Genomic DNA, 26,093 nt, shown 5'->3' on the forward strand with positions numbered 1-26,093 from the left:
CGTCGAGAAGGCGGGAATGGCGACGTCACGCCTCTTGCGCCGCCAACGTCGCTGGATGCGCGACGCTGCGGCTCGGCCTCACGCGAAAGACGCCCAAAACGGAGACGAAGAACGCCGGCACGAAGAAGATCGCCAGAAGCGTCGCCGAGAGCATGCCGCCGACCACGGCGGCGCCGATCGCAATGCGGGCGGCCGAACCTGCTCCCGTCGCCACGACCAGAGGCAGCGTGCCGACGACGAAGGCTATGGACGTCATCAAGATCGGCCGCAACCTCTCTCCGGCCGCGGCGATCGCGGCGTCCTCGAGCGTCGCTCCCGCGTCGAAGAACGCCTTCGCAAACTCCACGATCAGGATCGCATTTTTCACTGCGAGACCGACAGTCGTGAGAAGGCCGACCTGAAAATAGACGTCATTGGCCAGTCCGCTTCCCAGCGTCGCTACGATCGAGCCGATGACGCCGAGCGGGACCACCAGAATGACGGCGAGAGGAATAGTCCAGCTCTCGTATAGAGCCGCGAGACAGAGCAGCACCACGGTGAGCGAGAGGGCGTAGAGCGGGGCCGTCTGGGAGCCGGATTTCTGCTCCTCATAGGAGAGGCCAGTCCATTCGTAGCCGACGCCTGGAGGAAGCTTCTCGATGAGACGCTGCATCGCCGCCATAGCTTCGCCCGTGCTGTGGCCGGGCGCAGGGGAGCCGAGAATTTCGAAGGATGTGAGGCCATTGTAGCCTTCCACCTTTTGCGGGCCTGAGGTCCATTCGCCATCGACGAAGGCGTCGAACGGAACCATCTTGCCGGATGAATTGCGCACATGCCATCGGGCGAGATCCGAAGGGGACATTCGCGAGCTCGTGTCGCCTTGCACATAGACCTGCTTCACGCGTCCCGCTCGCAGGAACTGGTTGACATATTGCGAGCCGAGAGCGCCCTGTATGGCGACGTTGAGATCGCTGACCGAAACGCCGAGCGCATTGGCCTTCTCGCGATCGATCTTCAGCCTGTATTGCGGCGCATCTTCGAGGCCGTTCGGGCGCACGCCGGCGAGCGCGGGATCCTGCGCCGCCATTGCGAGCAATTGATTGCGCGCGGCGAGAAGCTTGTCATGACCGAGCTGGCCTCGGTCTTCGAGCTGTAGATCGAAGCCCGTGGCGTTGCCGAGCTCCATCACGGCCGGCGGCTGGAAAACGAACAGGCGGCCGTCACGGCTGCCGGCGAAACGCCGCATCACGCGGCCTGCGACCGCCGCGCCGCTCTGCGCAGGATTCGGCCTCGCCGACCAGTCCTTCAGCTTGATCGCCGCAAAGCCGGCGTTCTGCGCTTGTCCGCCGAAATTGAAGCCGGAGACGGTCAGCACCGATTCGACATTGTCCTTTTCAGCCGTCAGAAGATATTCCGTCAGTTGCTCGTTCATCCGCGCCGTTTGCTCGGCGGTCGCGCCAGTCGGCATGGTCACTTGGCCGAACAAGAGCGCCTGGTCCTCTTCGGGAAGAAAGCCCGTCGGCATGCGGCCGAACATCACGATCACAGCTGCGGTGATCGCGATGAAGATCAGAAGGCGGGCGCGCGAATGAGCGATCAAATTATAGACGCCGTTCTTGTAGCGCTCGTTGACGCGATCGAACATCGCATCGAACCATTTGGAAAAGCCGGTTTTGCGCTCGCGCGCATGCGCGCTGCTCCGCAACAGAGTCGCGCAGAGAGCCGGAGTGAGAATCAGCGCCACGAGCGCGGAGAGCGTCATCGCGGACACGATCGTCACAGAAAATTGGCGATAGATGACGCCGGTGGAGCCGCCGAAAAACGCCATGGGAAGGAACAACGCCGAGAGCACCAGCGCGATTCCGACGAGGGCGCCGGATATCTCGTCCATCGACGCGCGTGCGGCTTCGCGTGGCGACAAGCCCTTCTCGCTCATGAGCCGCTCGACATTTTCGACGACGACGATGGCGTCATCGACGAGGAGGCCGACGGCGAGCACCATTGCGAGCATGGTCAGCGTGTTGATCGAATAGCCGAAGGCGGCGAGCACGCCGAAGGTGCCGAGCAGCACGATCGGCACGGCGATCGTCGGAATGAGGGTCGCGCGGAGATTCTGCAGAAAGACCAGCATGACCAGGAAGACCAGCGCGACGGCTTCGAAGAGAGTCTTCACGACTTCTTCGATCGAGAGCGTGATGAAGGGCTCGGTGTCGAGCGGATAAGCGAGCTTGAGACCAGGCGGGAAGAACTGCTCGAGACGCGCGAGCTCGGCGCGCACCGCGGACTCCGTGGAGAGCTGGTTGGCTCCCGGGGCGAGCTTCAGCGCGAGAGCGCCGAATGGCTTGCCGTTATAGAGAGACGCCGTGGAATAGGATTGCGCGCCGATTTCGACGCGCGCGACGTCCCGCAATCGGACTTGCGAGCCGCTGGGATTCACCTTGAGCAAAATATTTTCGAATTGCTCGGGAGTCTCGAGCCGGGTCGGTCCGATGATGGCGGCGTCGAGCCTGTTTCCTCGGCTGGCCGGCAGCCCGCCGAGCTCGCCCGACGACACTTGCACGTTCTGCGCGGTGAGCGCGCTCGTCACATCGCCGACGGTCATCGAATATTTATAGAGCTTGTCCGGGTCGAGCCAAATGCGCATGGCGTATTCGGATCCGAAGGACGTGAAGTCGCCGACGCCCGTGATGCGGGTCAATGGATCCTTGAGATTGGAAGCGACATAGTCATCTATGTCGATGGCCGACATGGCGCCGTCGTCAGAATACACGCCGACGATCATCATGAAGCTTCTGACCGATTTGTTGACCTTGATTCCTTGCTGAGTCACCTCGGTCGGCAGAGTCGGCTGGGCGAGAGACAGCTTGTTCTGGACTTGCACCTGCGCGATGTTCGGGTCCACGCCCTGCGCGAATGTCAGGTCGATCTCCATCGAGCCATTGGATTGCGCGCTCGACGCAACATATTCCAAGCCGTCCAGGCCGGACATTTGCTGGAGAATGGGTCGGACGACGGTATCCATGACCGTCTGCGCGGAGGCGCCGGGATAAGTGACGGTGATCGAGATCTGCGGCGGCGCGATGCTGGGATATTGTGCGATCGGAAGCCGAAAGATCGAGATTCCGCCGAGCAGCATCACGATCAGGCCGAGCACCCATGCGAAGACCGGACGGTCGATGAAGAAACGTGACATCGAGGGCGCTCCCGCGGTGAAAGCCGGCTCAGGATTTATTGTCGGCGCCGACGGCCGCATCTTCGACCGCTATGGGTCGAACGACGTCGCCTGGACGAATGTTCTGCAATCCATCGACAATGACGCGTTCGCCTGCGTGTAGACCGGCGGTGACGATCCATTTGTCGCCGATGGCCTGACCCGTTTGTATGATGCGTAGGCTTGCCTTGTCGCCGTCTCCGATCAGGAGGACGGTCGCGTCTCCATGCGTATTGCGGGACACGGCCTGCTGCGGGATCAAAACGCCGTTTCGATCCATCCCTTCCTGCAAGGTGGCGTGCACATACATGCCCGGCAACAAGAGGTGCTTAGGATTGGGGAAGATGGCCCTCATGAGAACTGTCCCCGTTCCCTCGTCGACCGTGACCTCCGAGAATTGCAGCTTGCCCGTGAGCTCATATGCGCTGTTGTCTTCGAGCTTCAAAGTGACCTTTGCCGCGCCGCGGCCGACGCTTTCGATCTCGCCGCTCGCGAGCGCCTTCCGCAGACGCAATAAAGTCGTCGCCGATTGCGTCACATCGACATAGATCGGATCGAGCTGGGTGACGGTCGCGAGCATGGTGCTCTGATTGGCGGTCACGAGCGCGCCCGGCGTGACCGTGGATCGCCCGATGCGGCCGGAGATGGGCGCCAGAACTTTCGTGTAGGCGAGGTTGATTTTCGCTTGTGCTATGCTGGCCTGCGCGATCGCGATATCCGCCTCGGCCTGCTGCGCCGCCGCCACTGCATCCTCCAAATCCTGCTTGCTGACCGCTTTCATCGAGGACAGCGATCTGTAACGGGCGGCTTTGGCGTTTGCTGCGACCAGCGTCGCCTGATTGCGCGACAATGTGGCGACCGCGCTGTCATAGGTCGCTTGATAGAGCGCAGCGTCGATCTGGTAGAGCTGTTGGCCTTCCTTGACCTCACTGCCTTCTTCGAACAGCCGCTTGAGCACGACTCCATTGACCTGCGGCCGCACGTCCGCGGTCAAAACGGCCGTCGTGCGGCCGGGCAATTCCGTCACGCGAGCGATCGGCTGCGAGCGGACGACGATAAAGCCCGCTTGCGCGGGCGCAGGCGACGGCTGTGCGCCGCCTGCTTGGCCGCAGCTCGCGAAGAATGTGATCGAGAGCAGCCATAGGAAACGGCCGAAGAGACCCGCCACGCGTTGGCGCGACGACGACGGAGCCCTCTGGGCGGCGATAGGCGACTGAATTCGACGAGACATCGGGCTCATGCGGCTTTGCTCCAGAAGAATGCGGATTGCGGCGCGGCTATCGAGGCGAGGCGTTGGAGACACGTTTCCGTCAATGTGGAGCGTCCCCTGGCTCGGCGACCGAGCGGGCAGTCGAGAGCGGCGCCGAAATGGCGCGACCGAACATTTCCGCGAACTGTTCGAGAAGCCGGTTCGTCCGGTCGGGGGATGTCTGCAGGAGCTCGCGATGGATGAAGCCCAATTCGAAACTCAAGCCGAGCAGCATTTCGGCGGCGGCGCCGATATCGAGGTCGGGATCGGCCATTCCGGCATAGACGTAGCGAGCGAGTCTCGATTCGAGACCGCTCTTGACGTCTTCGCGGATCCAAATGCGGTTGAATCGGGCCTTGAAGGCTTCGTCGAGCAAGGCTCTCGAGATCACGATGCGAATTCGGTCGGAACGTTCCGATATTTTCTCGACAGAATGCGCGAGCATTTCTCGCGCTTCCTGCGCCAAGCTCGAGCAGAGCGGCCGCCCCAAAAAGAGCGCCGCATCGGAGCGGTCCTCCTCCTTGTCGAGAATGGCCAGCAACAGCCCTTCCTTGCCATTGAAATAGCGCTGAATCAGAGACTCCGAGCAACCCGCGGCGTCGGCGATCGCGCGCGTCGTCGCTCCCTCGTAGCCGCATTCGGCGATGACCGTCACGGCGGCCGCCATGAGAGCGTCCTTGGTCGCTTGGCGGTCGCGGGCTCTCGGCTTGTTGACAGTGGCGACGGACAAGGCGCGCTCCATTAGATTACGTATGTGAACGCACACATATTATGTGCAAGGTCTTGTGTCAACGCAATTATAGTACTGCTACTGCTGAAGCGCTCACCTCACAAAGGCGTCGACTCTAGCGCGGCTGTGGGTTCCAAGCGGATCGGCAGGTGAAGATTGTGTTTCAGACCGCTTATGGGGTCGAAAGTGATCCGACCAGCCCCTATCGTCGCGCCGAGCTCGTGCTCGAAAGAGCGGGCGCGCCTTTCACCATCCTTCGCCCCAATTGGTTCTCGGATAATTTCCACACGTTCTGGCTGCCGGCCATTCGTCATGGAATCATCGCCCTGCCCGCGGGGGACAGCAAATCGTCCTTCGTCGACACACGCGATATCGCCGATAGCGCCTTTGCGGCGTTGACCTCCTCGAGATTCGACGGGCGGGGATTCACGCTCACCGGCCCCGAGGCGCTCGGCTACGCCGAGGCCACGGCAATTCTGGCGAAGGCGATCGGCAAGCCGGTCGAATATGATCCGGTCTCGGACACGCAGTTCATCGCGATTCTCACCGGCGCCGGCATGCCGGAGGATTACGCTGCGCATCTCGCCGAGCTGTTCGCCATGGCGCGGAAAGGATGGACCGCCGCCGTCAACCGATCACGTGCAAGAGCTGACAGGCAAGCCCGCCCGCAGCCTCGCTGTCTACGCCGCCGACAATCGGGCGAAGTTCATCGGTTGATCGAAACGCAATTCCGGCTCGGTAAAAAACGCCGAACCGGCGCCATCCTCCATCCGAATTGTCGGGCGACCGTCGTTCGGATGGAGTTCCGGCAAGCGCGTCGCGCCTGCCGGTGCGTCAGGCGACGCGCTTCCGGCCTCCCGACGCAGCGACAACATCGAGCCGCCCCCCATCTAGCCAATCCCAGATCATTGTGGCGAACGCGCGGCGTCGTCGCCCAGAATCGAGCTGGCCCGACAACTTGCGCGCAGCATCAGCGGCATGAGCATAGATGCTCGCGAATATGTCTAATCTACCCGGAAAAAGACGCACATATTCGTGTCGATCGCGATCTGCAGTGGCAGGATATTCACCACCCACTCGGTCGTATGCAATTTCGTCGCCGTCTTCTCGGCAGTCCGCAATCTCTTCTTTCCATCCAGGCGTTCCGCCATTGCTTCAGGGCGATGGCAGAATGGAATTCCGTGACGACGGCCGCTCGAGATCAGCGTGCGTGGCGTCAACGCGCCTGTATCGAGTTTACGTGACATCGCCTCGCGGCTAAACTCGTCCTCCTCGAGGATCGGAGCTGATTGACGAAAAACGACACCAAAATTGCGTCAGAGCCAAAATTCATTGCCGATCAGGAAACTTTGCGCCACATCCTTCTCGTCAGTCGAGTTCGAAAGCGTTCCTGTAGTCGAGCGCCAGCTCGGGATTCTGTTCGCTCTTGTGCAGCACGCAATCGCCGACGGCCAGGAATTCGATGTCGGAGCCCATGAAGCAGCGAAAGGCGTCTTCCGGAGTCGAGACAATCGGCTCGCCGCGCACATTGAAACTCGTATTGATCAGGACCGGGCAACCCGTGAGCGTCTCGAAACGCGTCAAGAGCCGATGAAATCGTGGATTGGTTTCGACATGAACGGTTTGGATGCGGGCCGAATAGTCGACATGAGTGACGGCCGGAATATCCGAGCGCGGCACATTGAGCTTTTCGATGCCGAAGAGCGCTTGCTCGGCGTCAGTCATGGCGTGACGGTGGTCCGGCGTCACGTTTGCGACGAGCAGCATGTAAGGCGTATCGCAATCGATCTCGAACCACTCGGCGACGCGCTCGCGTAGCACCGAGGGCGCGAAGGGCCGAAAACTCTCGCGAAACTTGACCTTGAGATTGAGCGCCTTCTGCATGGTCGGCGAACGCGGATCGCCGAGGATCGAGCGTCCGCCGAGCGCGCGCGGCCCGAATTCCATCCGCCCCTGATGCCAGCCGACGGCCTTGCCGGCGACGAGCGCCTGCACGGTCTCCTCGATCAACGCGTCGTCGTCGACGACGAGGAAGTTCGCTCCCATCGCGGCGAGTCGGCGCTCTATGTCGGTCTGTTCGTATCGCGGCCCTAAAAAGGATCCTTTCATCGCATCCTCGCCAGGAGAAATGCGCCGGGGCTGCCTCTTTTGATGATGATAGGCTCCGAGTGCGGCCCCCAGCGCGCCGCCGGCGTCGCCCGCCGCCGGCTGGATGAAGATCGATTCGAATCGGCCATCGCGAAGCACCTTGCCATTGGCGACGCAATTGAGCGCGACGCCGCCCGCGAGACAAAGATTCTTTTCCCCTGTTTCAGACGCCAGCGACCGCGTCATGCGCAGCACGACCTCCTCCGTCACCGCCTGCACTGACGCGGCGAGATCCATGTGGCGCTGGTCCAGCGGTTGTTCGGGGAGTCGCGGCGGCCCACCGAAGAGACGATCGAACTTTTCACTCGTCATGGTGAAACCCGTGCAGTAGCCGAAGTAATCGAGATCGAGTCGAAACGAGCCGTCCGCTTTGACATCGATCAATTCGTCGAACATCAGCTTCGCGTATCGAGGCTCGCCATAAGGCGCGAGGCCCATCAGCTTATATTCGCCGGAGTTGACTTTGAAGCCCGTGTAATAGGTCAGCGCCGAATAGAGAAGGCCGAGCGAATGCGGAAAATGGATTTCCTTGAGAATCGACAAATCCGCTCCGTTGCCGAGCGCGACGGATGTCGTCGTCCATTCGCCGACGCCATCCATCGTGAGCACGACCGCACGCTCGAAACCGGATGGATAGAAAGCCGAAGCCGCATGAGAGAAATGGTGCTCGGAGAAGAGCAGCTTGTCACGCGCGGCCAGGCCTCGGTCGATGGAGTCGAGCTCTTTTGTCAGAATGTCGCGCTGAAAAATCTTCTCGCCGATCCAGAGCGGCATCGCCTCGCGGAAAGATGCGAAGCCGCGCGGCGCGAAAGCGAGATAGGTCTCGAGAAGCCGCTCGAACTTTATAAAGGGCTTCTCGTAATAGACGACATGGTCGATCTCGGCGCCGGTCGCGCCCGCCTGTTCCAGGCAAAAGCGTAACGCATTCGCCGGAAAAGCGGGGTCATGCTTGATGCGAGTGAAGCGCTCTTCCTGCGCCGCCGAGACGATCTCGCCGTCGTGAATGAGCGCTGCCGCGCTATCGTGATAGAAAGCCGAGACGCCCAGGATCAGCATGCTTGGCCTTAGAACAGTGTGTAGATGAAGGGCGCGACGACCGACCCCTGACTCAACACGAAAACCGCGCCGAACAGCATGAACAGGACGAGGAGCGGAATCATCCAGAGCTTCTTGCGCGTGCGCAGATAGGCGACGAACTCTTTCAAGAAGGCCATTGTATCCTCTTCAGAACTGTTGCTTCATAGAGTCTGGCGCAGGACCCGGCGGGTCGCGGCTGATCCAATAGGTCGACCGAGACGACGGTCGCAACCGGAGAATGTCGCTTCCGAGGGCCTTCAAAACGAGCGCGACGGGCCACACCGCGCCAAAGAATAGAAGCCCCAAGATAAACGGGCTCATCACGGCGTGTAGCGCCAGTCCCAGCTTGAACCACAGGCGGTTCAAAGGCGCTAGAGCGTCGGATTTGAAAAATGCGAGACTGCCGAAAAGCAGGCCTGTCGCGACGGACCACCACCGGATCGATTCCCCATGACGAAGCGCCGGCCAAAAGGCGACGGCGAGAAAAATGGCCGCGAACGCCAGTCCGAAGCTGCGATCGGAAGAGGCGACCAATCTACGATTGGCTTTCAGCGATTCATGTCCTGTCATCGAGCGATCTTCTCTGATTGGTCGCTCATGAGCGACGAGGCGATGTGGATGCGCGCGATCCGTCTGTCGCTCGCCTTCGGCAAGGTCGCCGCCGGCCGCGCACGTCGGATGTCCTTTCCATCATGGGCTTAGCCGACGTGACGCTCCGCCGTGTCAAATCGGAATTTACGCACACTGACGGGAGCCCCCTGGACAAAGAAAGCAGTATCCGACACTCATCCCCCGCAAGCCCAGACAACCTCTTCGAACGAGAATGGCGTCCCCCGAGGAGCGCGCCCCTCATCATTTCTTCCCGATCGACGCGAGCGCTTCCTCGAGCGCTGGCCGGAGATAGTCCGCGAATTTCTCTGCGCCTTTCGGAGTCGGATGAATGCTGTCGAAGAAATAGGCGCCGCCCTGCGGCCCATCGGCCACGGACGCCATGACGTCGGCGAGATCGAACGTCATCGCGCCGGCGAGACGCGCCGCCTCGAGATAGGCGCGCCCGCGTCCCTTCATGTATTCGACGGCGTCCCTAGCTTCGACGGCGCGCAGCCCATCGCTCGTCGCGCAGGTCAAAGGCACGCGCATATCGGCGAAATGGAAGCTGGACGACGGCGCTCCATAAGTCGACGGCTCGCTCACCACGAGCAGCTCCGCGCCGAGCAGACGCTTCATCTCGCTCCGAAATTCAGGCAGATTCGCCTTCCAATCCTCGAAGGCGAGGTCTGTCAATTTGCGCGGCGAGTCGGCGCCATTGCAAGCGTCGAGCTCGACCTTCGGCAAATTCTGCTGTCCGCCCTGTATCTTCAACAAACCGGCTACGGCCATGGAAGGCGGCTCGGGAACGCCGTTGTTTTGCGCGGCGCCGGCGGGCGGCTTTGCAGAAGCGACCGTCGTCATACGCGCGACGCGCAGCAGATATTTTGCCCATGCAAGCGTTCGGAACGAAAAGCGACGAGATTTGTGCTCGGTCAAATAATCTTTCTCGTATATGGTCGCGAGACCGCTCGAAAATTGGTCGAATCTGTAGCGGGAATTGACGTCGGCGAAACGGCGGGACCATGCGGAATCGTTGTGGTTCGTCGCTAGCACGACAAGGTCGAATCGGTCGCCTCGTTCGGCTAAATACTTGGCGGTGATGTATTGGCTCAGCATCCCGGCCTCGGACATGCCGGCGTTGTACGTGGCGATCTCGTCGCCGTCGCCGAGCCTTCCCGGCCACCGCGCAGCGTCGGGAAGAAACATCCCCTCCGTCACACTGCCGCCGAGAAACAAAACCTGATAGCGCGCCTTGCGCACCGGCTCGGGCGCGATGAAGCGATGGGGACCCACATGAAACGCGACCGTCTCCGCGCCCTCATACAGTCCACGAATGTCGAACACGACCGAGTAATCCGGCGGAAAAAGGCGCGGTGCGCCGGGACTACGTTGAACTGCCTTCAAATATTCCAGGTTCGAGCCGTCATCGTCGCCAGGGACGGGCGGAAGCGCCAGACGAAAAACCACTTCGGCGAGAGCCACTCCCAGAACCAGCGAGAGGGAGACGGCGAGGACTGCCATGGCTTTTTGTTTCATTGCAAACATTCCGTTGGTTCTCGAGCAGCGTCATGACGAGTTCGAATGCATTCTTTTTCGCTACAGGCTCACACCACTCTCGTTCTCGTGGCCAATCCGTACTTTGTCGCGAGTAATTGGCATCACGTTGGCGTTTCTAGATTGCCGCCGATCGCGATCGGGGGTTCTGAGAGCACGCCGCCGCATCGCGTTGACTATCTGTCGCCTCGTAGTCCAGTTGTTCGACGGATGCATGGTCCGAACTCGCTGCGCGCCTTCTCTTTCTAGAGATTTTCAAAGGGAAGTGTGTTTCTGATCGATATCTCGGCCGTGGGCGCCGTCAGTCTTTCGCGAGCTGATGTCGTAATAGCGGCGCGCGATAGCGTTCGTCATTCGTGCGAGACGCCGCGAGAGCGAGCAGCGGAAATGTGTGCTTCACATGGTGATAGGCTTCTGTGAGAAAGCTCTGATAGAGCGTCCGGCTGGCTCCCGCCTGCATAGCGCGGCGGACCAATGGAATCGTGTGAAGCTCATCGCGCTCCGCCGCAGTGTCGCGGACGAGACGTTCATAGAATGTCATTGCGGTTCCCTCTCGGAGAAAGTCGGGATTGACGAGAATTCGGCAGCCGTTTTTGCGAGGCGGCTGCGGACGATGCGCCCGTTGCTCGTGACGAGACCGGACGCCAGCGCGGTCTCCAGCGGGATGACTTTCGCCACCTTCGGCACTGCATAGTCGGGAGCGCCGCGGCAGCATTGTCTGATCAGCTCGATCACTTGCGCCGCATCGGCAGAGCTGAACCAGGCCACGCCTCTTTGGGAAGGAATCAGAAAGACGGTCAAATGTGGTTCGCCATGTCCGACGACGCCGCAAAGCCCGATCCGCGGATCGGCCAGAAGCATTGTTTCGACCCATTCGGCGCTGACGTTGCGGCCGAAGGCGGTCACGATCAGATTGTCCGTGCGGCCATAGACAGAGACATATCCATCGGCGTCGACCCCGCCGAGATCTCTTGTTCGCCAAGGTCCCCTACTTCGAGCGCGGCCGAGGTATCCATCCATGATGGTCGGCCCATCCACGATAATTTCACCTTTTTCGACATGAACGAGGAGGCCCTTCAGAGGCGGTCCGACGGTTCCGGGGCGTCGAGCGCCAGCTCGATTGACACTGACCACGGAGCAGCATTCGGACAGGCCATAGCCTTCGTGAACGGGTATGCCGATCGACCAGGCCGCCTCCGCCACCGCAGATGGCGTCGGCCCGCCGCCCACCGCGACGAAGCGAAGAGAGGCGGGAGCCCGTCGACGCGCCGCTTCGAGCTCGCCGACCCATGCTTTGAGAAGTTGCGGAACGAGAACGCTAGTGGTGGGGCGATGCTTTTCGAAGGACGCGGAGAGGCCGGATGCGGCGCCGCGACCCACAGCTTCGGCGAGATCGCAGTCGAGAAAGGTTCGCGCGCCGACGAGGGCCGGCGCGAAAAGCGCGCAAATGGATTCCAGCAGCAGGGGCAGCGGAAGCACAGAAAGATAGGTATCGTCTTCGCGGGCGCCGATCGCTTCGGTGAGCGCCGCCGCCGACCAGCCGATCTGTCCGCTTTCGTGACGAACGCCTTTCGGACGCCCCGTGCTGCCCGACGTATAGATGATCTGACCAAAGCCTTCGACCGGCGAAACGATCTCGTCTTGACGCCGCGTCATCTCGATGAGCCGGATACACGCGCCGGCTCCTGTCGCCTTCGCCCTCGTCGAGGCGGTGACGAGCGCCAGCTCGACGCCCGCGTCTCGAACGATGTGGGAGTGCTGCTCGTCGCTGAAGAATGTCGGCAATGGAACGACGATCTTGCCAGCTAGCGCCGAGGCGAATAGCGCAACTGCCCATTCGACGCTGTTCGGCGCAAATAGTCCGATAACCCGCGGGGCCGCCTCCAAATCCTTCGCCAGTCCGTAGATGGAGGCCAGCAGCTCGTTGCGTGTAAGCGACCGCCGCGCGTCGCTGATCGCAACCTTGTCTGGATTCGCGACCGCGCGCCGTCGCATTGCCTCGAATAGCTCTCGCACCGTGACGGATCCCATAGTTGGATGGACGAATGGGATTTCGACCATGCCGCAGGATGCAGGCTACGTTCTGGCGCAACGTCGTCGCGAGTGATCGCCCCTGAAAGTCCTGCCGCTTCGATCATCGAACGATGCTCGTCCGAGCTTACGGGCGTCTTACGAGGCTCTGGTGGCGCAGTGGAAAAATCGGGGCGATATTGTGGCGTCGCGTCGAGCGCAACGAGAGGCGTTCCCGCGTCGGCGATTTCGGCTGCATGCGAGATGGGCTCTCGGACGACAGTAGCCAGCAAAAAAAGCGCCATCCGCCATGGACGGATAGCGCTCGATTTGTTTGCGACGGCGCATGCTCTCGGATCGACGCCACTCACTCGGAAAGCGTTCCGTTCCGCTCGCTAAATCATCAAGGGAGGGAAGCGCATCTCCGCGCAGCCGCCACCGCTCGCCTCGTTCCGCAGATCGAGCGCGCCTCCATGCGCCATCATGGTTCGTTCGACGATCGAGAGTCCGAGGCCAGTCCCGTCACGCCGCTCGCTCCGTACATCGCCCTTTCGGCGACGTTCTGCGTCGAGGATCGGCGCTGGAAATCCCGGACCTCGATCGCGCACGATGATTGCCGGGCAATCTGTTACCTCGACGGTGATCAAGCTACTTTCAGGTGCATGGTCCTGCGCGTTTTCAATGAGGTTCCTAACGGCGCGAAAAATATGGTCGCGTCCGCCTGAGACGAGCACTGGCCTTTCCTCGCCCACGACCTCGATCATTTTTCCGCGCGTCACAACTTGCGGGGCAAGAAAGGCCGAGGCTTCACGAGCGACTTCCCGGAGGTCGAGGATAACCGGGGATTCGATTCGTAAGCGTCCGATGCGCGCTCTGTCCAGAAGCTGTTCCACGAGACGCGCCATCGCGCTTACGTCGCGCTCGAGTCCGCGGGCATGAGGGGCGTCCACGCTCGCCAGCTGCACCATCATGACCGCGAGCGGCGTTCGCAGCTCATGCGCCATGTCCGCGACGAATTCCTCTTGCATCCGATAGCCGTCTCGCAGGCGGTCGAATGCTTCGTTGACTGTTCGAACCAGCGCCAGAATATCGTCAGGGAGCCCTTCCTCGCTGAGGGACACCATAGCCCCTGCCGGTTGTACGTGCTTTGCCTCCTCTACCGTCCGAGCCAACCGTCCGAGCCCGATGCGCACCACCAAAATGTTCGTGAGTAGAACAGCGAGCAGGAACGGGATCCATATCCAAGCAACTTCCTTCATGAGATTATGTACAACAGTTTGAAAAACGATGTCGCCGACCGGAAAGACGATCTGCACATAGGCGGGCGGGGAGATTCGGGGGATTTGACGTGAAATTCCGTACAGCTCTGGATGCGCGTCGTTAGCCGGCAATCTGAAATATCGACCCTCGTCCAATGGAAAAAGGGCCTTTGTGATGTCGGTGGAGCCGGCCAATCGCTGACCAGCGGAATCGAGCACAATAAAATAGCCGCCATGGCTCGCGATGCGGCGTATCGTCGAATCCTGGACGTCTGCGGTCAGCACTCCGTTAACGACTCTCAGATCTTTCGTGAGCTCGGAGGCATAGCCTTGCAAAGTGCCTTCATAGAAATACGAATGAGGCTCGTGAAAGCGAGTATATAAATACATTGCGCCTACGCCTATTGCGCACAGCGCGACAACGCTGAGTCCGAGCACGAGACGACCGAATAAGCATCGAGGCATAAACGTCATTGGCGAATCTCCGAAAGGAGGTATCCAATGCCTCGTAGAGTGACGATTTCCCGATTTGCGCCAGCGCCGGCGAGCTTCTTCCGCAGACGATGAATCAATACCTCGACAGCGTTGCCACTGACCTCTTCGTCATAGGCATAGAGCGCTTCCTCCAAGGACGATTTTTGAATGACGCGCCCAGAAAAGCGCATCAGCATCTCGAGAGCGCCGACCTCTCGTCGGCTGAAGTCGACAATCGCGCCATCGATCGTTGCGCGCCGTTCCTTTGCGTCCAGAGCGATATTTCCGTCCTGAAGCACATTCGGCAATGCCTTTCCGGGCCGGCGCAGCAACGCGCGAATGCGCGCCACCAGCTCATCCATGTTGAATGGCTTTCGAAGATAGTCGTCTGCACCGCCGTCGAGCCCGCTCACGACAGAGGCGGCGTCGACGCGGGCGGTGAGCAGCAGCACGGGTATCGGCGAGCCGCGTCGCCGAAGAGCGCCGAGCAGATCCATGCCGTCCCCATCCGGCAGGCCGAGATCGAGCACAATGCAATCATATTCGAAAGTTTGCAAACCGACCTGAGCCTCGGCGAGAGCTCCGTATGGATCGACCGCGAACCCCGCGGAACGGAGCGCGCCAGCCGTCGGCTCACGCAAGCGTGGATTATCCTCTAGGAGAAGTATGCGCATAGGCGACTCGGGAAAGGATTGCTCGAACCAGCGAGCGCCCCGGAGAACCAAAAGACTATGGCGATACGGCGACATCACGGCCTTGGCCAAAGACTGTCTATCGCCATTGCTTCGAGATTGCCCGGGAGCCGAAGGGGTCCCGGGCGGCAGATATCAGCCGAGTCGCGTGCTCGGCTCGCCGCGCTTGCGACCCCGGGCGACGAACAATGTCAGCGCGATGAGTAGCAAATTGAAAGGAACGACGGAGGCCTCTCCGCGAAAGAGGTGAAGCGGGATCGCAAGCGTCTGAATCGCAGCGAAGCCGATCGCCGCGGTCCGTGTCAAAGCGCCCCGAAAGCTCATGAAGGCCGGAAGAACGATGGCCACGGAGCCGGCCAGTTCCGCGCCGCCGATGAATCGCACCAAGGCGATTGGCGCATCCATCGGCCACGACACGCCCGCCTGCGCCATCTCGTGAGGCGTAAAAAATAGATGCATATAGCCCGCCATCCCGAACATGGCCGCAAGCGCGATCTGCGCGGCCCATAGCCCTATTGTCACGCTGACCTTCGCCGCTGAATGCGCGGTATTGTTCATTGTCATCCGATGACTCCTTTTTGGCCGCTCCGCGCGACCGTCCATCATCGGCACATTATCAATCGCTTTAAATTTGATCATTGCAGCCTATATTGATGCCGGCTTTCCTCTGAGTGAATGATGATGGATACTCTCACCAGCCTACGGGTCTTCGTCGCGATCGCAGAGCTGAAAAGCTTTACCGCGGCCGGGAGCAGGCTTCGTCTCTCTCCGGCGATGACCAGCAAGCACATCCAACATTTGGAGACTCGGGTTTCCGCGCGGCTCTTCAACCGTTCGAGCCGAAAGGTGAGCCTGACCGAGGCAGGGGTCGTCTACCTCGACAGCGTGCGCGTGCTGCTGGAGGGATTGGAAGAAGCGGAGGCGCGAATTTCTTCTACGACCGTCACGCCTCGCGGCACGCTGAAGGTGAGCGTGCCGGTATGGATGGCCAATCCGCGATTTGCACGCCTGATCGCCGCATATCAACGCCGCTATCCCGATGTGACGCTCGACCTCGATGTCGAAGGGCGTATCGTCAATCTCACGGACGAAGGGTTCGATCTCGCCATACGCGGGGCGAGGACGCTGGACGAAGGGCTGATCGCCCGCAAGCTCGCGGATGTCCCTTTCCTGCTCGTCGCGGCTCCCGCCTTGCTCCAACGTCTCGGCCGGCCACAGACGATATCAAATCTGCACAATCTGCCTTTTCTCGCTTATACGCCAATTATCGCCGACGGTCGGATCGTCATCGGGAACGGCAAAGATGCGCGAGAGATTCAATTCGAGCCGGTGATGCAGAGCCGCAATGAGACGATGCTCCTCCTCGGAGCGCGCGCCGGCATGGGCTTCGCGATCATGCCGCTGCCACTGATCGAGGACGATCTCGCAAGCGGCTTGCTCGAGCAGGTGCTCGCAGACGAGATGCGGGTGACGGCGCCACTTTACGCCGTCTACCCGACCCGGAGCTATCAACCGGCAAAAGTGCGTAGCTTTCTCGACTTCTTGATCGAGCACGGGGACCTTTGAGCTCTATCGCAGAGCATATCTATCTTTCAGCCGACTGTCAGACGCGCGCGCGCTCGAGCCGGATCGCTTGCTCGGGGCAAGCCGCGACGCAATAGCCACAGCCTTCGCAGGCCGGGGCGTTCGGCGTGGCCGCAGTCTTCATCCCATGCGCCCAGACTTTGAGCTTCGCAAATACCGGCAAATCGTCGAACGTCTCCTTTGAGATGCGGACGATCTCGAACACATTATATGGGCAGACCGAAACGCAATCCGCCTTTCCTTCGCAGCGAGCAGCGTCGACGACCGGGCGCATGACTCCGGGAGCTTGCCGACATTTGTTCATTCGTCGGGCTTCCATCTGTATCTCTCCGTTGATTGGAGCAAAACCTAGTCGTCGGTCGACTGGCAAATGGCTTTCGTAAATGCACCCGTCGCATGCTTTGCCTCGACTCTGTCGATAAGGGTGCGCAACGCGCGCCGGGCTTCACGCGTACGCGCTTCGGTGATCTGCGAAAAGATAAAGCTCGCGAGCACAGTCGTTCCAAGGACGCCGGCGAGGACGAGCCAATGAGCCGCAGTGGCCAATTGTTGCGGCCAACGGCTTCCACCGATGTGATCGATGATCGCGAAGATGAGGATCAGAGCCGGCATATGGATGCAATATAGGGAAAACGACATGTCCGCGAGACGCTGATGGATTAGCGATCCGAGAGGCGTCCGTCGCCAGTCGGCCGCGACGCGTAGAGCGGCCATGAGATTGAGAAAGAGGATCGCTGCAAGGAGATCGGCAATGTAGCGAAGGAGCGGAAAGGCCTCTAGAATTTGGCCGCGCAGCAAAAGCCGAATGATGACCACCGCGACTATGTACAGCGACAGCGAAGCGAAGCGGGAATGTATGAGTGGCCTCGGGACGAGAGTCGCGAAGGCCCCGAGCGCCCAAAGAAGATAGCCGAAAAGGAACCAGCTCGGTGGCAGCGACAGCGCTATGGTCAATGCGACTCCTGCCACGAAGCCGACGGTTCGGAACATCGGCGAGTAGGCGTGGGCGAAGGGAATCGCCAGAAGCGGAAATGTCACATAATACCAGAACTCGCAAGCAAGCGACCAGAGCGGGCCGTTCGTTCCGAAAAAATCCGCATAAATGGCCTGCAAATTGGCGATGGCGGCGAAGAACAAGCTGGTGCGGAAGTGGTCTTTGAACATCGACGATTCATAGATTCCGCTTTCTGCGAAATAAGATCGGCCGATCCAATCGAGCGCCGATGTCACGAGCAGCGCGGGGATGAGGACCACGTAGATGCGTGCAAATCGATGAATGAAGTAATTGCCGAGAAAGGGGCGGCCGCTCTGCAATTCGATCAGAACGGAGCCGCCGACGAGATATCCCGAGATCAAGAAAAAGCCGACGACAGCCTGGTGCGCGAGCTCATTGCTCGCGATGAACCACCACGCGTAGATCCCCGCAGAATGCTTCTCGGTCATGACGTCTGCGAGATTGATGAAGAGATTTCCGGCATGGACCGTTGTGACCTCCACCGCGCCCATCCAGCGACAGGCGGCTATGAATTGCGACAGGAGCAGTGACATGATCGTGTCTCGATTCTTTGTTGTGGGCAGCGCGGCGCAGTTGCGGAAGGGACGATCCGTCTGACCGCGATCTCGGATGAAATTCGCGCTGCGAATCGAAACGCCTCGTCGCTCGCTCATTTCTCGCAGATGGCGACCAGCCCGCGGATCCCTGCAGGCAGCTCTACGGCGCGAATGTCGACACGCTCCGTCGGGAATCCCGCAGCGACAAATAGATCGTGGAGTTCGCTTCGAGAGAAAGCTCGGCGCGTATCCGGTCTTGCGAACGGCCACCTGTCCATGGTCTTGCGCTCGGTGACGAATGCCGAAATGCGACCGCCGGGTACCAGCAGCCTCCATGCTTCCTGCATGTCGCGTCCTAGGGGATCGACGAAATAGAGCGTGTCGACGAGCAAAATCTTATCGAACGCGCCATCGGACGCTGCGACGGAATCGAACGTGCCTTGTTCGATCGTGAGTCGGCCAGACAGAACAGCGGCAAAATTCGACCGAAGCGCCATCGCCACCATCTGCGGCGAGAAATCGACGCCATGCACATGCCCTTCATTCGCGCGGGCGACCAGTTCCGAGAGACCGGCGCCAGGCCCGAAACCGAGCTCGAGCACGCGGTCGCGACTTTCGACTTGCAGCGCGTCGATCGCCAAACGGTACGGCGTCTTGTTCAGATGCGTCATCACTCTGGCGATGAGCGCGCCGACGAGGCCGCTCGGATGACGCAATTGTTTTCCGATGACTCGCCAAAAGGATGCGAAGCGCTGACGCTGTCGCGCATGTTCGAGCGCGCTCTTATCGACTGGGGCGTCGCCAGGGATCGCCTCAGATACTTGTCCGGTCATGGTCGGTCCCTCTTTTTGGCGATCGACTCTCTGGATCGTGGGTTTTCGAAAGGTGTGCTTCCACGGGCTCGGTGATGTTCGAACGATGCTCGCTCAAACTTACAGGCGCCTTACAAGGGTCTGGTTCGGCAAAGGCAAAATCAAGGTATCGTCATGACATCGAGTCGAAAGGAATTGATCAGCGCCGATGAAGAGAATGCTGGTAATGGATCGGCGATCTTGACTCCGAAGGAAGCATTCGAGCCCGTCGCTGGCCGGCAAAGCTGCTGGTTGTCGCCGGATGGCGGTGTTGATCAGGATGAGTTAGCGCAAGATGGTCTTAGCCACCGAGGAGCGGCCTGCGATAATCGACCTGCGCGACACTGCATAAACCTTCGGATCGGCCTCGTAGTAGCGGCCCCACACTCCATGATTATCGATGCGCTGCGGATCGACGTCGCCGAGAACGACAGGTCCGAGGCCGAGATTATCGATCAGCTGCCACAAGCGGCGCGTCAGTGTGAAAAACGACCAAGAAAATCCGCTCTCGCGTCCAAAGGCGACGATATCGCAGAAGAGACGCATGGTCTCACGCGGCGCCGAGCTGGCGAGCGTCGTGACTTCGAATATTTCGCTGCGGCCGATCTGCTCCCCGGATAGTTTGCTCAATACCTGCTCCACTGGCGCGAGCAAGTAGCTCTCCGAAAAAAAGCCCTCCCGCGCGGAACGTAGGCCGGCTGCGCAAACGATCCCATCGCGGTCATCGATCAGCGCAATGAGAATGGGGGAATAGACGCTGATCTCGGCGCCGTATCGAGAACGATAGACGCGCCTGATGAAGGTCTCGGCTTCCGCGCGGCGAGGATGGTCCAACGTCACGATTTGGCATCGCTCCATCGTATTCGATTCTCCGACATTGTTTCGGACGAAAGATGGGTCGCTATCCTTACGAGCGACTTACGGCGCGCCGACTGGGGAGAGGTGAACTCAAGGCCGTTTTGTGGTTTTGCGAGCACTTTATAGGCGCGCCAACTCTTCGACGTACGCGAAACGAAAATTATCGAGATGATCCGAAAGGGGCAGATGCGAACAACGAATGAAATGCGCCCCGCGCGGCATGACGGCGGCTCCAGAATCACTCCGCCGACAAGGAGTCACGCCTGACGCATTCCGTCAACCGCATTAACCCGAATTCGGAGCGCTGCGAATGTCCGAACGAACTGGCGGATGCGGTAATCCTGCATATAGAGTGCAGTCGAGCGGCTGCGCCGATCGGCGTGAGAAATCCCCCGGAGCCATTGCAGATCGGGGGATTGTTGTTCGATTAGATCACCAAGGCACTTCGCCCGCATCGTTGACGAAGGCGCCGGTCGGCCCATCGTCCTCGAGCAGCGCGCATTCAATCGCGATCACCGCCGCCTGGTCTGGAGTCCGCGAGCTCATGAAATTCGTTGCTTCCGTCGCCGTATAACCGGGGCAAATCGCATTGACCTTGACGCCCTTGTCCTTAAAGAGGCGAGCATAGCTGAGCGTCAGCGAATTCAGCGCCGCCTTGGATGACTGATACGTCGGCATCGCGAAATCGGCGTAGATCCAATCCGACTTCGAGCGTTGCCCGAACGAGCTCAGCTCGGACGAAACATTCACGATTCGCGCGCGCTTCGAGTTCGACAGGAGCGGCGTCATCGCCTCTGTCAAGCGGACGACGCCGACGACATTGACCTCCAACGTCCGTCGGGCCCGTTCGGCCATCGACAGGGACGCGTCATGGTCGAGGCCGATTCCGGCATTGTTGATCAAAACATCTAGGCGGCCGTAATCTTGCGCGATCAGCCTCGTGAGCGCGGAAACGCTGACGTCGTCGGTGGCGTCCAGCTGCACCGGCCGGACATCCAACCCTTCCTTCTGCAAAGGAGCGCAAGCAGCTTCGCCACGCCCGAAATCACGGCATCCGAGCAGAACATTCGCGCCGCGACGCGCAAGGCCAGCCGCGATGGCCAGTCCAATGCCGCGATTGGCGCCGCTGACCAAGGCAAGAATCTTATCGGCTTCCATTTCATCCGTCCTGGATAAGCCAGAGACGCGCCCGTCTGATGAACAGCCATGAGCGTCGGCTCTGAGAGACAACTTCGGCCACGCAGACCGAAGAGCTTGCACAGACAAGCCGACACGCTGTATAAAACCTCGAGTGAGGTTGAGGTCAAGGGGTATTTGCATGGACACAAAGCCACCGCCGCTGCTGTCGGTGGGCGAGGTGGCGCAACGAAGCGGCGTCGCCGTCTCGACTCTTCATTTCTACGAGGCCAAGGGCCTGATCGCGTCGATCCGCAGCCGCGGCAACCAGCGACGTTTTTCGCGCGACATTCTGCGGAGACTCGCCATCATCAAAGTCGCGCAACGCCTCGGCGTCCCGCTCACGGAAATCATCGGCCTTCTGAAGCCGGTTCCGGCCGGCAAGCGGCCGACGGCCGGCGACGTTCGCGAGATGATCGCAAATTGGCGGATCGCGTTGCAGGCGAGGATCGACGGCCTGATCCTGCTGCGTGACAATTTGGACGGCTGCATCGGATGTGGATGCCTGTCCTTGGAGGATTGCCCATTGCGCAATCCTTCCGACAAGCTCGGCGCCGGGAGGCAGGGAGCTGTGCTGTTGAACTGCGACGGAGCGCGCGACCCGACTGGGTAGGCGCTTCGCCGTCTGGAAGGCTGCGGCCTAATCTAGCACAAGGCTTATGCGGCAAGGATTTAGGCCACTGCGTCGGACTCAATTCTCCGCTTGTTCCCAGGTCCCCCTTCCCGACGGCGAAGTAGGAACAGTGACCCGGTATTCGCGGGCGTGGCCTCATGGTCGGCGTGGAGATCGTCGACGACTGCGCGCCGGATGGAGAGACGCGGCCGGCGGCTCCAGAGACCGCGCGAAAAATCCAGCACGAGTGCCTGCGTCGCGGCCTCATTCTCGAGCTCGGCGGCCGCTCGCGTCGGTTGTGCGCCTCCTGCCGCCCCTCATCGTCAGCGACGGCGACATAGGCGCCATTCTCGACAGATTCGAAGCGGCGTTGAAAGCCGTCGAGCGAGGCTACGCTTCCGCCGCGAGTCGCTGAACGCGCGTGCGGAGCGATTCCGCTCCGTGCAATGGGTGGTCGTCGTCGAGCGGCGGCGTCATGGCTTCTTCGCGCCGATAACGACAGTCGCCGTGCGGCCGGCGATCATCGCGACGTCGCCGGCCGTCGGATCGAGCGCGATGCGGACAGGTATGCGCTGCGCGAGCCGCACCCAGCTGAATGTCGGATTGACATTCGGCAGCATCGTCGTTCCGGCGCTGCGCTCGCGATCCTCTATGCCGCCCGCTATTCCTTCGACGCGCCCGTAAATCGTCTTCGTCTCGCCCATCAAATGAATCTCGGCGCGGTCGCCGACGTGAATCATCGGCAGCTTCGTCTCCTCGAAATAGCCGTCGACATACAGGCTCTCGGCGTCGATCAACGCCGCGACGCCCTTGCCCGCCGTCACATAGGCGCCGGGCCTCAGGTCGAAATTCGTCAAAGGCCCGCTGACGGACGCGCGCACCTCCGATCGATCGAGGTTCAACCTGGCGACATCGCGGTCGGCCGCCGCCTGCCGCAACGCCGCTTGGGCCTGGGCTTGCGCGGAGATCGCCGCATCGAGCTGCTGCTTGGAGACCGCGATCGTCTTCGTCGCCTCGAGAGCGCGATAGCGCGCGAGATCCTTCGTCGCGACGTCGAGCGCGGCGGCGCGTCCCTCGAGAATCGCCTCGGCCTGCCGCAGGGCGAGAACGAAGCGCTCCCGATCGATGCGGAACAGCGCCTCGCCCTTGTGAACGAATTGATCTTCGTGAACGAGCACCTCGCTGACCAGCCCCGACACATCGGCGGCGACAGCGACGACATCGGCGCGCACGCGCCCGTCCCTGGTCCAGGGCTCCGCCTCGTAATATTCCCAAAGGCGCCAGACGACGAAAGCCGCCGCCAGGGCGAGCGCCAATGTCGTCGCGATGCGAAGGAAGGAGAGCAGCTTCGTTTTCACAGACGTTCCGGGGACAAGAGAAGAACGCAAGCGCCGAGCAGACAGACGAACATGGCGAAATTGAACAAGGCCGGGTGCCAGACGAAGCGGTAGAAGTCGATAGTCGCGAGCGCTCGCGCGATCACGACCTCCAGAACGAAAGCGACGAGCGCGAAGGCGAGCAGCGACGATACGAACACGCCGAAGATGCTTATTTCTGCAGTCATGCGACTTTCGCCTCCAACAAGGACTGGTCGGGTGGGGGCGCCGCGGCGAAGAGACAACGCCGCAGGCCGACCAGAGCGAGCAGCAGGCGCGCGTCGCCGGCGTTTCGCGCCGTCGCCATTGCGCGATCGATCGCGCGCAGAGCGGCCCGAGACGGCCCCGGAGCTCCGATCTGGAAAGAGCGTGAGAGATGCTTCAGCAACGCGTCGATCCGTCTTCGGCGAGAGCCGACGAGCGTGTTTCGCGAACGGCGCGCATCGAGAATATTCAGCCCGGTTCTCAAATCGCGCAGCGCATCCGGCAATCTACCTTCGACCGCATGGGCGATCGGCGCGAGCAGAAACAGACGATCGAGCATCAAGCCCATGAGGCGCACATCGTTTCCCGCGTGCGGGTCGGCCGCCTGAACGAGCGCGTCCCGGTTGGCGCGCGCATAGCGGCGCGCGCGCAATTGCGCGCCGGCGCGGCGGATCAAGGCCGTCGTGACCGCGGTCAGCGCCATGCCGGCGGACATTGCGAGACTCGTATTCACGAAATTCTCTGCGTCCGCGGAATAGAGCTCCTGCACGGCCATGGCGGTCGGCGTGACGATGGCCAGCGGCAGACCGATGCGAAAGGTCAGCGGCGAGGCGATGAGCAAGCCGAAGGCGAGGTAGACGGGAGCGAGCGCCAGCGCCAGCGTCTCGAAATTGTGAATGTGCGGCAAGACGACGAAGAGGTAGACGCCGGCGATCGTCGTGGCGAGGATCGTCCATTTGGCGAAGCCGGCGATCGACGGAGTGGGATCATCCTGAGATGCGTAGAGGCTTCCGACGATCGCTCCCATCATGGCGGCGACCGAGCCCTCCGGCCACGCCGTGGCGATCCAGAATAGGCAGCAGGCGAAAATCGCGCAGGCGAGCGCGAAGGCGGCGTGCAGCGCTGCGCCATGGTCGAGATGACGGACGCGCGCGACGCGCGATTCGACCGTGAGGCGCAAGGGCGCCGGCCGAAACGATCCGTCGGCGAGGGCTTTCGTCAACTCCCCGCAGTCGAGCAAAATATCGAGCAGCTCGGCGATGCGCAGGCAGAGGCTCGCCTCGACGAGCGCGCGCCAGTCGGCGTCAGCGCTCACGACGGCGGCCGCTTCGAGGTCGCGCCGAAGCTCGGCGGCCTCCTTCTCCCTATCGATCGCTTCGACGGCAGCGATCAGGGCGCGCGCGCGCGCGACGAGCGAGGAAATGCGCTCCGAGGCGCCGCCGAGGTCGGCGAGCGCGACGCGGCGGTCGGAAATCGCCGACAGAACGGGAAACAGCATGAGCAAGCGTGGCGTGATGCGACGAACGCGATCGAGCGATCGGCGTTCGACCGCAGCATCGAAGGAGAGATGTGCGGCGAGCGTCTCGATCTCCGCCACATCGGTCACGAGGCGCAACCAATGCGCGTCGTTCGGCGTGCTCGTTTGTGGGTCGAGCGCGTCGCTGGCGGCGTCGCGTCCGTGCTGCAGCGAGACATCGAGCCTTTCTGCGACGACGGGACCGACGGAGCGCGGGAAGACGAGGCTCGACACGAGCGAAGCGCAAGCGATGCCGACGAGGATCTCTTCGGTTCGCGACAGAGCGAGATCGAAGACCGTCGCCGGCGTGTCGACCGCCGGAAATCCGACGATCGCCGCCGTATAGCCGGCGAGCATGAACACATAGCCGCGCGGCGTGCGGTCGAGCAGCGCGAGATAGAGGCAAAATCCCGACCAGATCGACATTGCGAGCGCCAGCACGAGCGGGGCGTCGACCAGATTGGGAACCATCAGAACCGCGCCCGCGGCGCCGATCAATGTGCCCGCGGCCCGATAGACGGCCTTGGACCTGGTCGCGCCGGCGAGCGGCTGCGAGGCGATATAGACCGACGCCAACGCCCAATAGGGCCGCGGCAGATCGAGCCAGAAGCTGACGGCCAAGGCCAGCATGGCGGCGACGAATGTCTTGACCGAGAATAGCCAATGGCTCGAGCCGAAAAATGGCATGAAGGGGTTCCGGATGCGTCGGCGACCGCAGCGAAGCGCTTGCGTCCTGCCGGGCTTTCTATAAAAATGACCACATGGTCATTTTATGTCAAGCCTCGATCCGGCGGAGAGACACGAGAAAAATGGCGAAGCGCCCGACAAAGACCACGAAGAGCGAGGAACCGCGGCGGGCCGGGAGAGGGCCGAGCCCGGAGAAGACCGCGCAGACGCGCCGCGTCATCATCGACGCGGCGCTCGGGGAGTTTCTCGAGAATGGCTACGCCGATACGACGATGGACGGCGTCGCAAGACGCGCGGGCGTCGCCAAGGGCACGTCCTATCGATATTTTCCGGCCAAGGAGGCGCTGTTCGAAGCGGTGGTGCGGGAGAAGATCGCAGGAGCGCTGATCGACGCCGACCCCGCCAATCGCCGACCCGACGAGCCGGTTTCGACATTCATACGGCGCACCATGCTCGTGTCGATACGCGAGATCGAGCGCAATGGCCGCGCGGCCATCGCGCGGCTCGTGCTCGTCGAGGGCGCGCGATTTCCCGAGATGACGGAGATCTACCGACGCGTGATGTTCGAGCCGCTCTTGAATCAGATCCGCGCTTTGGCCGCGACCGCGCGAGCCAGAGGAGAGCTGCGCCGTCCCGAGCTCGAGAACTATCCTCATCTGCTCATCGCGCCGATCTGGTTCGTGATCATTCACAATGGTCTGCTCGACCGCGCCCACCCTCTGGACATCGGCGATCTTTTCGAAGCGCATCTCGATCTCGTTTTCGACGCGTGAAGCGGCGCGACGCGCGCGCCTGGCTGTCGGCCATTCTTCTCATTTAGAAATTTTCACGGCGTCGAGCAGAGGCTGTCCTGCGGCTCGATCGTCCGACGACAGCCGCAGCTGTCGCAAAATTGCGACAATCGGAAGCGCGTCGCATTTTC

At 61.3% G+C, this 26,093-nt stretch carries 24 protein-coding genes and 2 pseudogenes; 5 read left to right on the plus strand and 21 right to left on the minus strand.

Translation table 11 applies throughout. The features are described 5' to 3' along the window. Positions 1-25: 25 nt before the first annotated feature. The 3 genes from GYH34_RS21360 to GYH34_RS21370 form a co-directional block, all read right to left on the minus strand. On the minus strand, positions 26-3,172 hold the full coding sequence (locus GYH34_RS21360) for an efflux RND transporter permease subunit (protein WP_161915557.1): 3,147 nt from the start codon (positions 3,170-3,172) through the stop codon (positions 26-28). Between the two features lie 28 nt (positions 3,173-3,200). Then, a complete protein-coding gene (locus GYH34_RS21365) occupies positions 3,201-4,358 on the minus strand; it encodes an efflux RND transporter periplasmic adaptor subunit (protein ID WP_161915558.1) in 1,158 nt (385 codons plus the stop codon). Positions 4,359-4,500: 142 nt separating this feature from the next. After that, entirely contained in the window at positions 4,501-5,169 is a 669-nt protein-coding gene (locus tag GYH34_RS21370) for a TetR/AcrR family transcriptional regulator (RefSeq protein WP_244635447.1), read from the minus strand. 137 nt (positions 5,170-5,306) lie between these two features. On the opposite strand from GYH34_RS21370, the pseudogene GYH34_RS22125 reads away from it, so the two are divergent. After that, a pseudogene (locus tag GYH34_RS22125) lies at positions 5,307-5,886 on the plus strand (SDR family NAD(P)-dependent oxidoreductase); the annotation flags it as partial. A gap of 287 nt (positions 5,887-6,173) precedes the next feature. Here GYH34_RS22125 and GYH34_RS22130 read toward each other — a convergent pair. The 10 genes from GYH34_RS22130 to GYH34_RS21420 form a co-directional block, all read right to left on the minus strand. Continuing rightward, a complete protein-coding gene (locus GYH34_RS22130) occupies positions 6,174-6,416 on the minus strand; it encodes a hypothetical protein (protein WP_161915559.1) in 243 nt (80 codons plus the stop codon). Between the two features lie 121 nt (positions 6,417-6,537). Next, positions 6,538-8,373: a carbamoyltransferase gene (locus tag GYH34_RS21385; protein WP_161915560.1), complete on the minus strand. Its 1,836-nt coding sequence runs from the start codon at positions 8,371-8,373 to the stop codon at positions 6,538-6,540. A gap of 8 nt (positions 8,374-8,381) precedes the next feature. Then, entirely contained in the window at positions 8,382-8,531 is a 150-nt protein-coding gene (locus GYH34_RS21775; protein ID WP_166145829.1) for a DUF5989 family protein, read from the minus strand. A gap of 10 nt (positions 8,532-8,541) precedes the next feature. Next, positions 8,542-8,964 (minus strand): SxtJ family membrane protein, encoded by a 423-nt coding sequence (locus tag GYH34_RS21390; protein ID WP_161915561.1) that lies wholly within the window; start codon positions 8,962-8,964, stop codon positions 8,542-8,544. Between the two features lie 282 nt (positions 8,965-9,246). Further along, complete coding sequence (locus tag GYH34_RS21395; RefSeq protein WP_161915562.1) at positions 9,247-10,521, minus strand: SGNH/GDSL hydrolase family protein; 1,275 nt, start codon at positions 10,519-10,521, stop codon at positions 9,247-9,249. Between the two features lie 319 nt (positions 10,522-10,840). Continuing rightward, positions 10,841-11,080 (minus strand): hypothetical protein, encoded by a 240-nt coding sequence (locus GYH34_RS21400; RefSeq protein WP_161915563.1) that lies wholly within the window; start codon positions 11,078-11,080, stop codon positions 10,841-10,843. Beyond that, positions 11,077-12,600 (minus strand): AMP-binding protein, encoded by a 1,524-nt coding sequence (locus tag GYH34_RS21405; protein WP_348983933.1) that lies wholly within the window; start codon positions 12,598-12,600, stop codon positions 11,077-11,079. The genes GYH34_RS21400 and GYH34_RS21405 overlap by 4 nt, the downstream gene beginning before the upstream one ends. A gap of 344 nt (positions 12,601-12,944) precedes the next feature. After that, on the minus strand, positions 12,945-14,198 hold the full coding sequence (locus GYH34_RS21410; RefSeq protein WP_161915565.1) for a HAMP domain-containing sensor histidine kinase: 1,254 nt from the start codon (positions 14,196-14,198) through the stop codon (positions 12,945-12,947). 80 nt (positions 14,199-14,278) lie between these two features. Next, complete coding sequence (locus GYH34_RS21415) at positions 14,279-15,046, minus strand: response regulator transcription factor (protein ID WP_348983934.1); 768 nt, start codon at positions 15,044-15,046, stop codon at positions 14,279-14,281. Positions 15,047-15,109: 63 nt separating this feature from the next. Next, positions 15,110-15,538, minus strand: a complete 429-nt coding sequence (locus tag GYH34_RS21420) for a DoxX family protein (RefSeq protein WP_161915566.1) — start codon at positions 15,536-15,538, stop codon at positions 15,110-15,112. Positions 15,539-15,649: 111 nt separating this feature from the next. Between GYH34_RS21420 and GYH34_RS21425 the strand changes: the two genes are divergently transcribed. After that, positions 15,650-16,540, plus strand: coding sequence for a LysR family transcriptional regulator (locus tag GYH34_RS21425; RefSeq protein ID WP_174242475.1), 891 nt, complete (start codon positions 15,650-15,652; stop codon positions 16,538-16,540). A 37-nt stretch (positions 16,541-16,577) separates the two neighbouring features. On the opposite strand, the gene GYH34_RS21430 is transcribed toward GYH34_RS21425, so the two are convergent. The 5 genes from GYH34_RS21430 to GYH34_RS21450 form a co-directional block, all read right to left on the minus strand. Beyond that, the gene (locus tag GYH34_RS21430) at positions 16,578-16,877 is read right to left on the minus strand and encodes a 4Fe-4S dicluster domain-containing protein (RefSeq protein WP_161915596.1); all 300 of its coding nucleotides are present in this window, start codon (positions 16,875-16,877) and stop codon (positions 16,578-16,580) included. A gap of 29 nt (positions 16,878-16,906) precedes the next feature. Next, positions 16,907-18,226: an acyltransferase gene (locus tag GYH34_RS21435; RefSeq protein WP_348983935.1), complete on the minus strand. Its 1,320-nt coding sequence runs from the start codon at positions 18,224-18,226 to the stop codon at positions 16,907-16,909. Then, positions 18,223-18,942 (minus strand): class I SAM-dependent methyltransferase, encoded by a 720-nt coding sequence (locus GYH34_RS22135; RefSeq protein ID WP_161915568.1) that lies wholly within the window; start codon positions 18,940-18,942, stop codon positions 18,223-18,225. Before GYH34_RS22135 ends, GYH34_RS21435 begins: the two co-directional genes overlap by 4 nt. 303 nt (positions 18,943-19,245) lie before the next feature. After that, positions 19,246-19,818, minus strand: a complete 573-nt coding sequence (locus tag GYH34_RS21445; protein ID WP_244635448.1) for a thermostable hemolysin — start codon at positions 19,816-19,818, stop codon at positions 19,246-19,248. 432 nt (positions 19,819-20,250) lie between these two features. Beyond that, on the minus strand, positions 20,251-20,976 hold the full coding sequence (locus GYH34_RS21450; RefSeq protein ID WP_161915570.1) for an SDR family oxidoreductase: 726 nt from the start codon (positions 20,974-20,976) through the stop codon (positions 20,251-20,253). A 160-nt stretch (positions 20,977-21,136) separates the two neighbouring features. On the opposite strand from GYH34_RS21450, the gene soxR reads away from it, so the two are divergent. Together soxR and GYH34_RS22140 are read left to right on the plus strand one after the other, a co-directional pair. Continuing rightward, positions 21,137-21,607: a redox-sensitive transcriptional activator SoxR gene (soxR, locus tag GYH34_RS21455; protein WP_161915571.1), complete on the plus strand. Its 471-nt coding sequence runs from the start codon at positions 21,137-21,139 to the stop codon at positions 21,605-21,607. Between the two features lie 140 nt (positions 21,608-21,747). Next, positions 21,748-22,022: pseudogene (locus tag GYH34_RS22140) on the plus strand (aminotransferase class III-fold pyridoxal phosphate-dependent enzyme); the annotation flags it as partial. Between the two features lie 58 nt (positions 22,023-22,080). Here the strand turns inward: GYH34_RS22140 and GYH34_RS21460 are convergent. Genes GYH34_RS21460 through GYH34_RS21470 form a run of 3 tightly spaced genes read right to left on the minus strand, consistent with a single transcriptional unit; the run spans position 22,081 to position 25,171 of the window. Beyond that, positions 22,081-22,965 carry an HlyD family secretion protein gene (locus GYH34_RS21460; protein WP_161915572.1) on the minus strand — a complete coding sequence of 295 codons (885 nt, stop codon included), beginning with the start codon at positions 22,963-22,965 and terminating at the stop codon, positions 22,081-22,083. Continuing rightward, positions 22,962-23,171 (minus strand): DUF1656 domain-containing protein, encoded by a 210-nt coding sequence (locus tag GYH34_RS21465; RefSeq protein ID WP_161915573.1) that lies wholly within the window; start codon positions 23,169-23,171, stop codon positions 22,962-22,964. Before GYH34_RS21465 ends, GYH34_RS21460 begins: the two co-directional genes overlap by 4 nt. After that, positions 23,168-25,171, minus strand: coding sequence for an FUSC family protein (locus GYH34_RS21470; protein ID WP_161915574.1), 2,004 nt, complete (start codon positions 25,169-25,171; stop codon positions 23,168-23,170). Before GYH34_RS21470 ends, GYH34_RS21465 begins: the two co-directional genes overlap by 4 nt. Before the next feature lie 122 nt (positions 25,172-25,293). On the opposite strand from GYH34_RS21470, the gene GYH34_RS21475 reads away from it, so the two are divergent. Next, positions 25,294-25,944, plus strand: coding sequence for a TetR/AcrR family transcriptional regulator (locus tag GYH34_RS21475; RefSeq protein WP_244635449.1), 651 nt, complete (start codon positions 25,294-25,296; stop codon positions 25,942-25,944). Positions 25,945-26,093 lie beyond the last annotated feature (149 nt).

Origin of the sequence: Methylosinus sp. C49 (assembly GCF_009936375.1) — a bacterium.
In the GTDB taxonomy this organism is placed as follows: domain Bacteria; phylum Pseudomonadota; class Alphaproteobacteria; order Rhizobiales; family Beijerinckiaceae; genus Methylosinus.

Bases quoted from the DNA above. Each gene is read 5' to 3' on its own strand.
- GYH34_RS21360 (WP_161915557.1), bottom strand. From the start codon at position 3,172: ATGTCACGTTTCTTCATCGACCGTCCGGTCTTCGCATGGGTGCTCGGC.
- GYH34_RS21430 (WP_161915596.1), bottom strand. From the start codon at position 16,877: ATGGAAGCCCGACGAATGAACAAATGTCGGCAAGCTCCCGGAGTCATG.
- GYH34_RS21475 (WP_244635449.1), top strand. From the start codon at position 25,294: ATGGCGAAGCGCCCGACAAAGACCACGAAGAGCGAGGAACCGCGGCGG.
- GYH34_RS21775 (WP_166145829.1), bottom strand. From the start codon at position 8,531: ATGGCCTTCTTGAAAGAGTTCGTCGCCTATCTGCGCACGCGCAAGAAG.
- GYH34_RS21390 (WP_161915561.1), bottom strand. From the start codon at position 8,964: ATGACAGGACATGAATCGCTGAAAGCCAATCGTAGATTGGTCGCCTCT.
- GYH34_RS21470 (WP_161915574.1), bottom strand. From the start codon at position 25,171: ATGCCATTTTTCGGCTCGAGCCATTGGCTATTCTCGGTCAAGACATTC.
- GYH34_RS21385 (WP_161915560.1), bottom strand. From the start codon at position 8,373: ATGCTGATCCTGGGCGTCTCGGCTTTCTATCACGATAGCGCGGCAGCG.
- GYH34_RS22135 (WP_161915568.1), bottom strand. From the start codon at position 18,942: ATGACCGGACAAGTATCTGAGGCGATCCCTGGCGACGCCCCAGTCGAT.
- GYH34_RS21400 (WP_161915563.1), bottom strand. From the start codon at position 11,080: ATGACATTCTATGAACGTCTCGTCCGCGACACTGCGGCGGAGCGCGAT.
- GYH34_RS21420 (WP_161915566.1), bottom strand. From the start codon at position 15,538: ATGACAATGAACAATACCGCGCATTCAGCGGCGAAGGTCAGCGTGACA.
- GYH34_RS21425 (WP_174242475.1), top strand. From the start codon at position 15,650: ATGATGATGGATACTCTCACCAGCCTACGGGTCTTCGTCGCGATCGCA.
- GYH34_RS21410 (WP_161915565.1), bottom strand. From the start codon at position 14,198: ATGTATTTATATACTCGCTTTCACGAGCCTCATTCGTATTTCTATGAA.
- GYH34_RS21445 (WP_244635448.1), bottom strand. From the start codon at position 19,818: ATGGAGCGATGCCAAATCGTGACGTTGGACCATCCTCGCCGCGCGGAA.
- GYH34_RS21450 (WP_161915570.1), bottom strand. From the start codon at position 20,976: ATGGAAGCCGATAAGATTCTTGCCTTGGTCAGCGGCGCCAATCGCGGC.
- GYH34_RS21405 (WP_348983933.1), bottom strand. From the start codon at position 12,600: ATGGTCGAAATCCCATTCGTCCATCCAACTATGGGATCCGTCACGGTG.
- GYH34_RS21395 (WP_161915562.1), bottom strand. From the start codon at position 10,521: ATGAAACAAAAAGCCATGGCAGTCCTCGCCGTCTCCCTCTCGCTGGTT.
- GYH34_RS22130 (WP_161915559.1), bottom strand. From the start codon at position 6,416: ATGTCACGTAAACTCGATACAGGCGCGTTGACGCCACGCACGCTGATC.
- soxR (WP_161915571.1), top strand. From the start codon at position 21,137: ATGGACACAAAGCCACCGCCGCTGCTGTCGGTGGGCGAGGTGGCGCAA.
- GYH34_RS21465 (WP_161915573.1), bottom strand. From the start codon at position 23,171: ATGACTGCAGAAATAAGCATCTTCGGCGTGTTCGTATCGTCGCTGCTC.
- GYH34_RS21435 (WP_348983935.1), bottom strand. From the start codon at position 18,226: ATGAGCGAGCGACGAGGCGTTTCGATTCGCAGCGCGAATTTCATCCGA.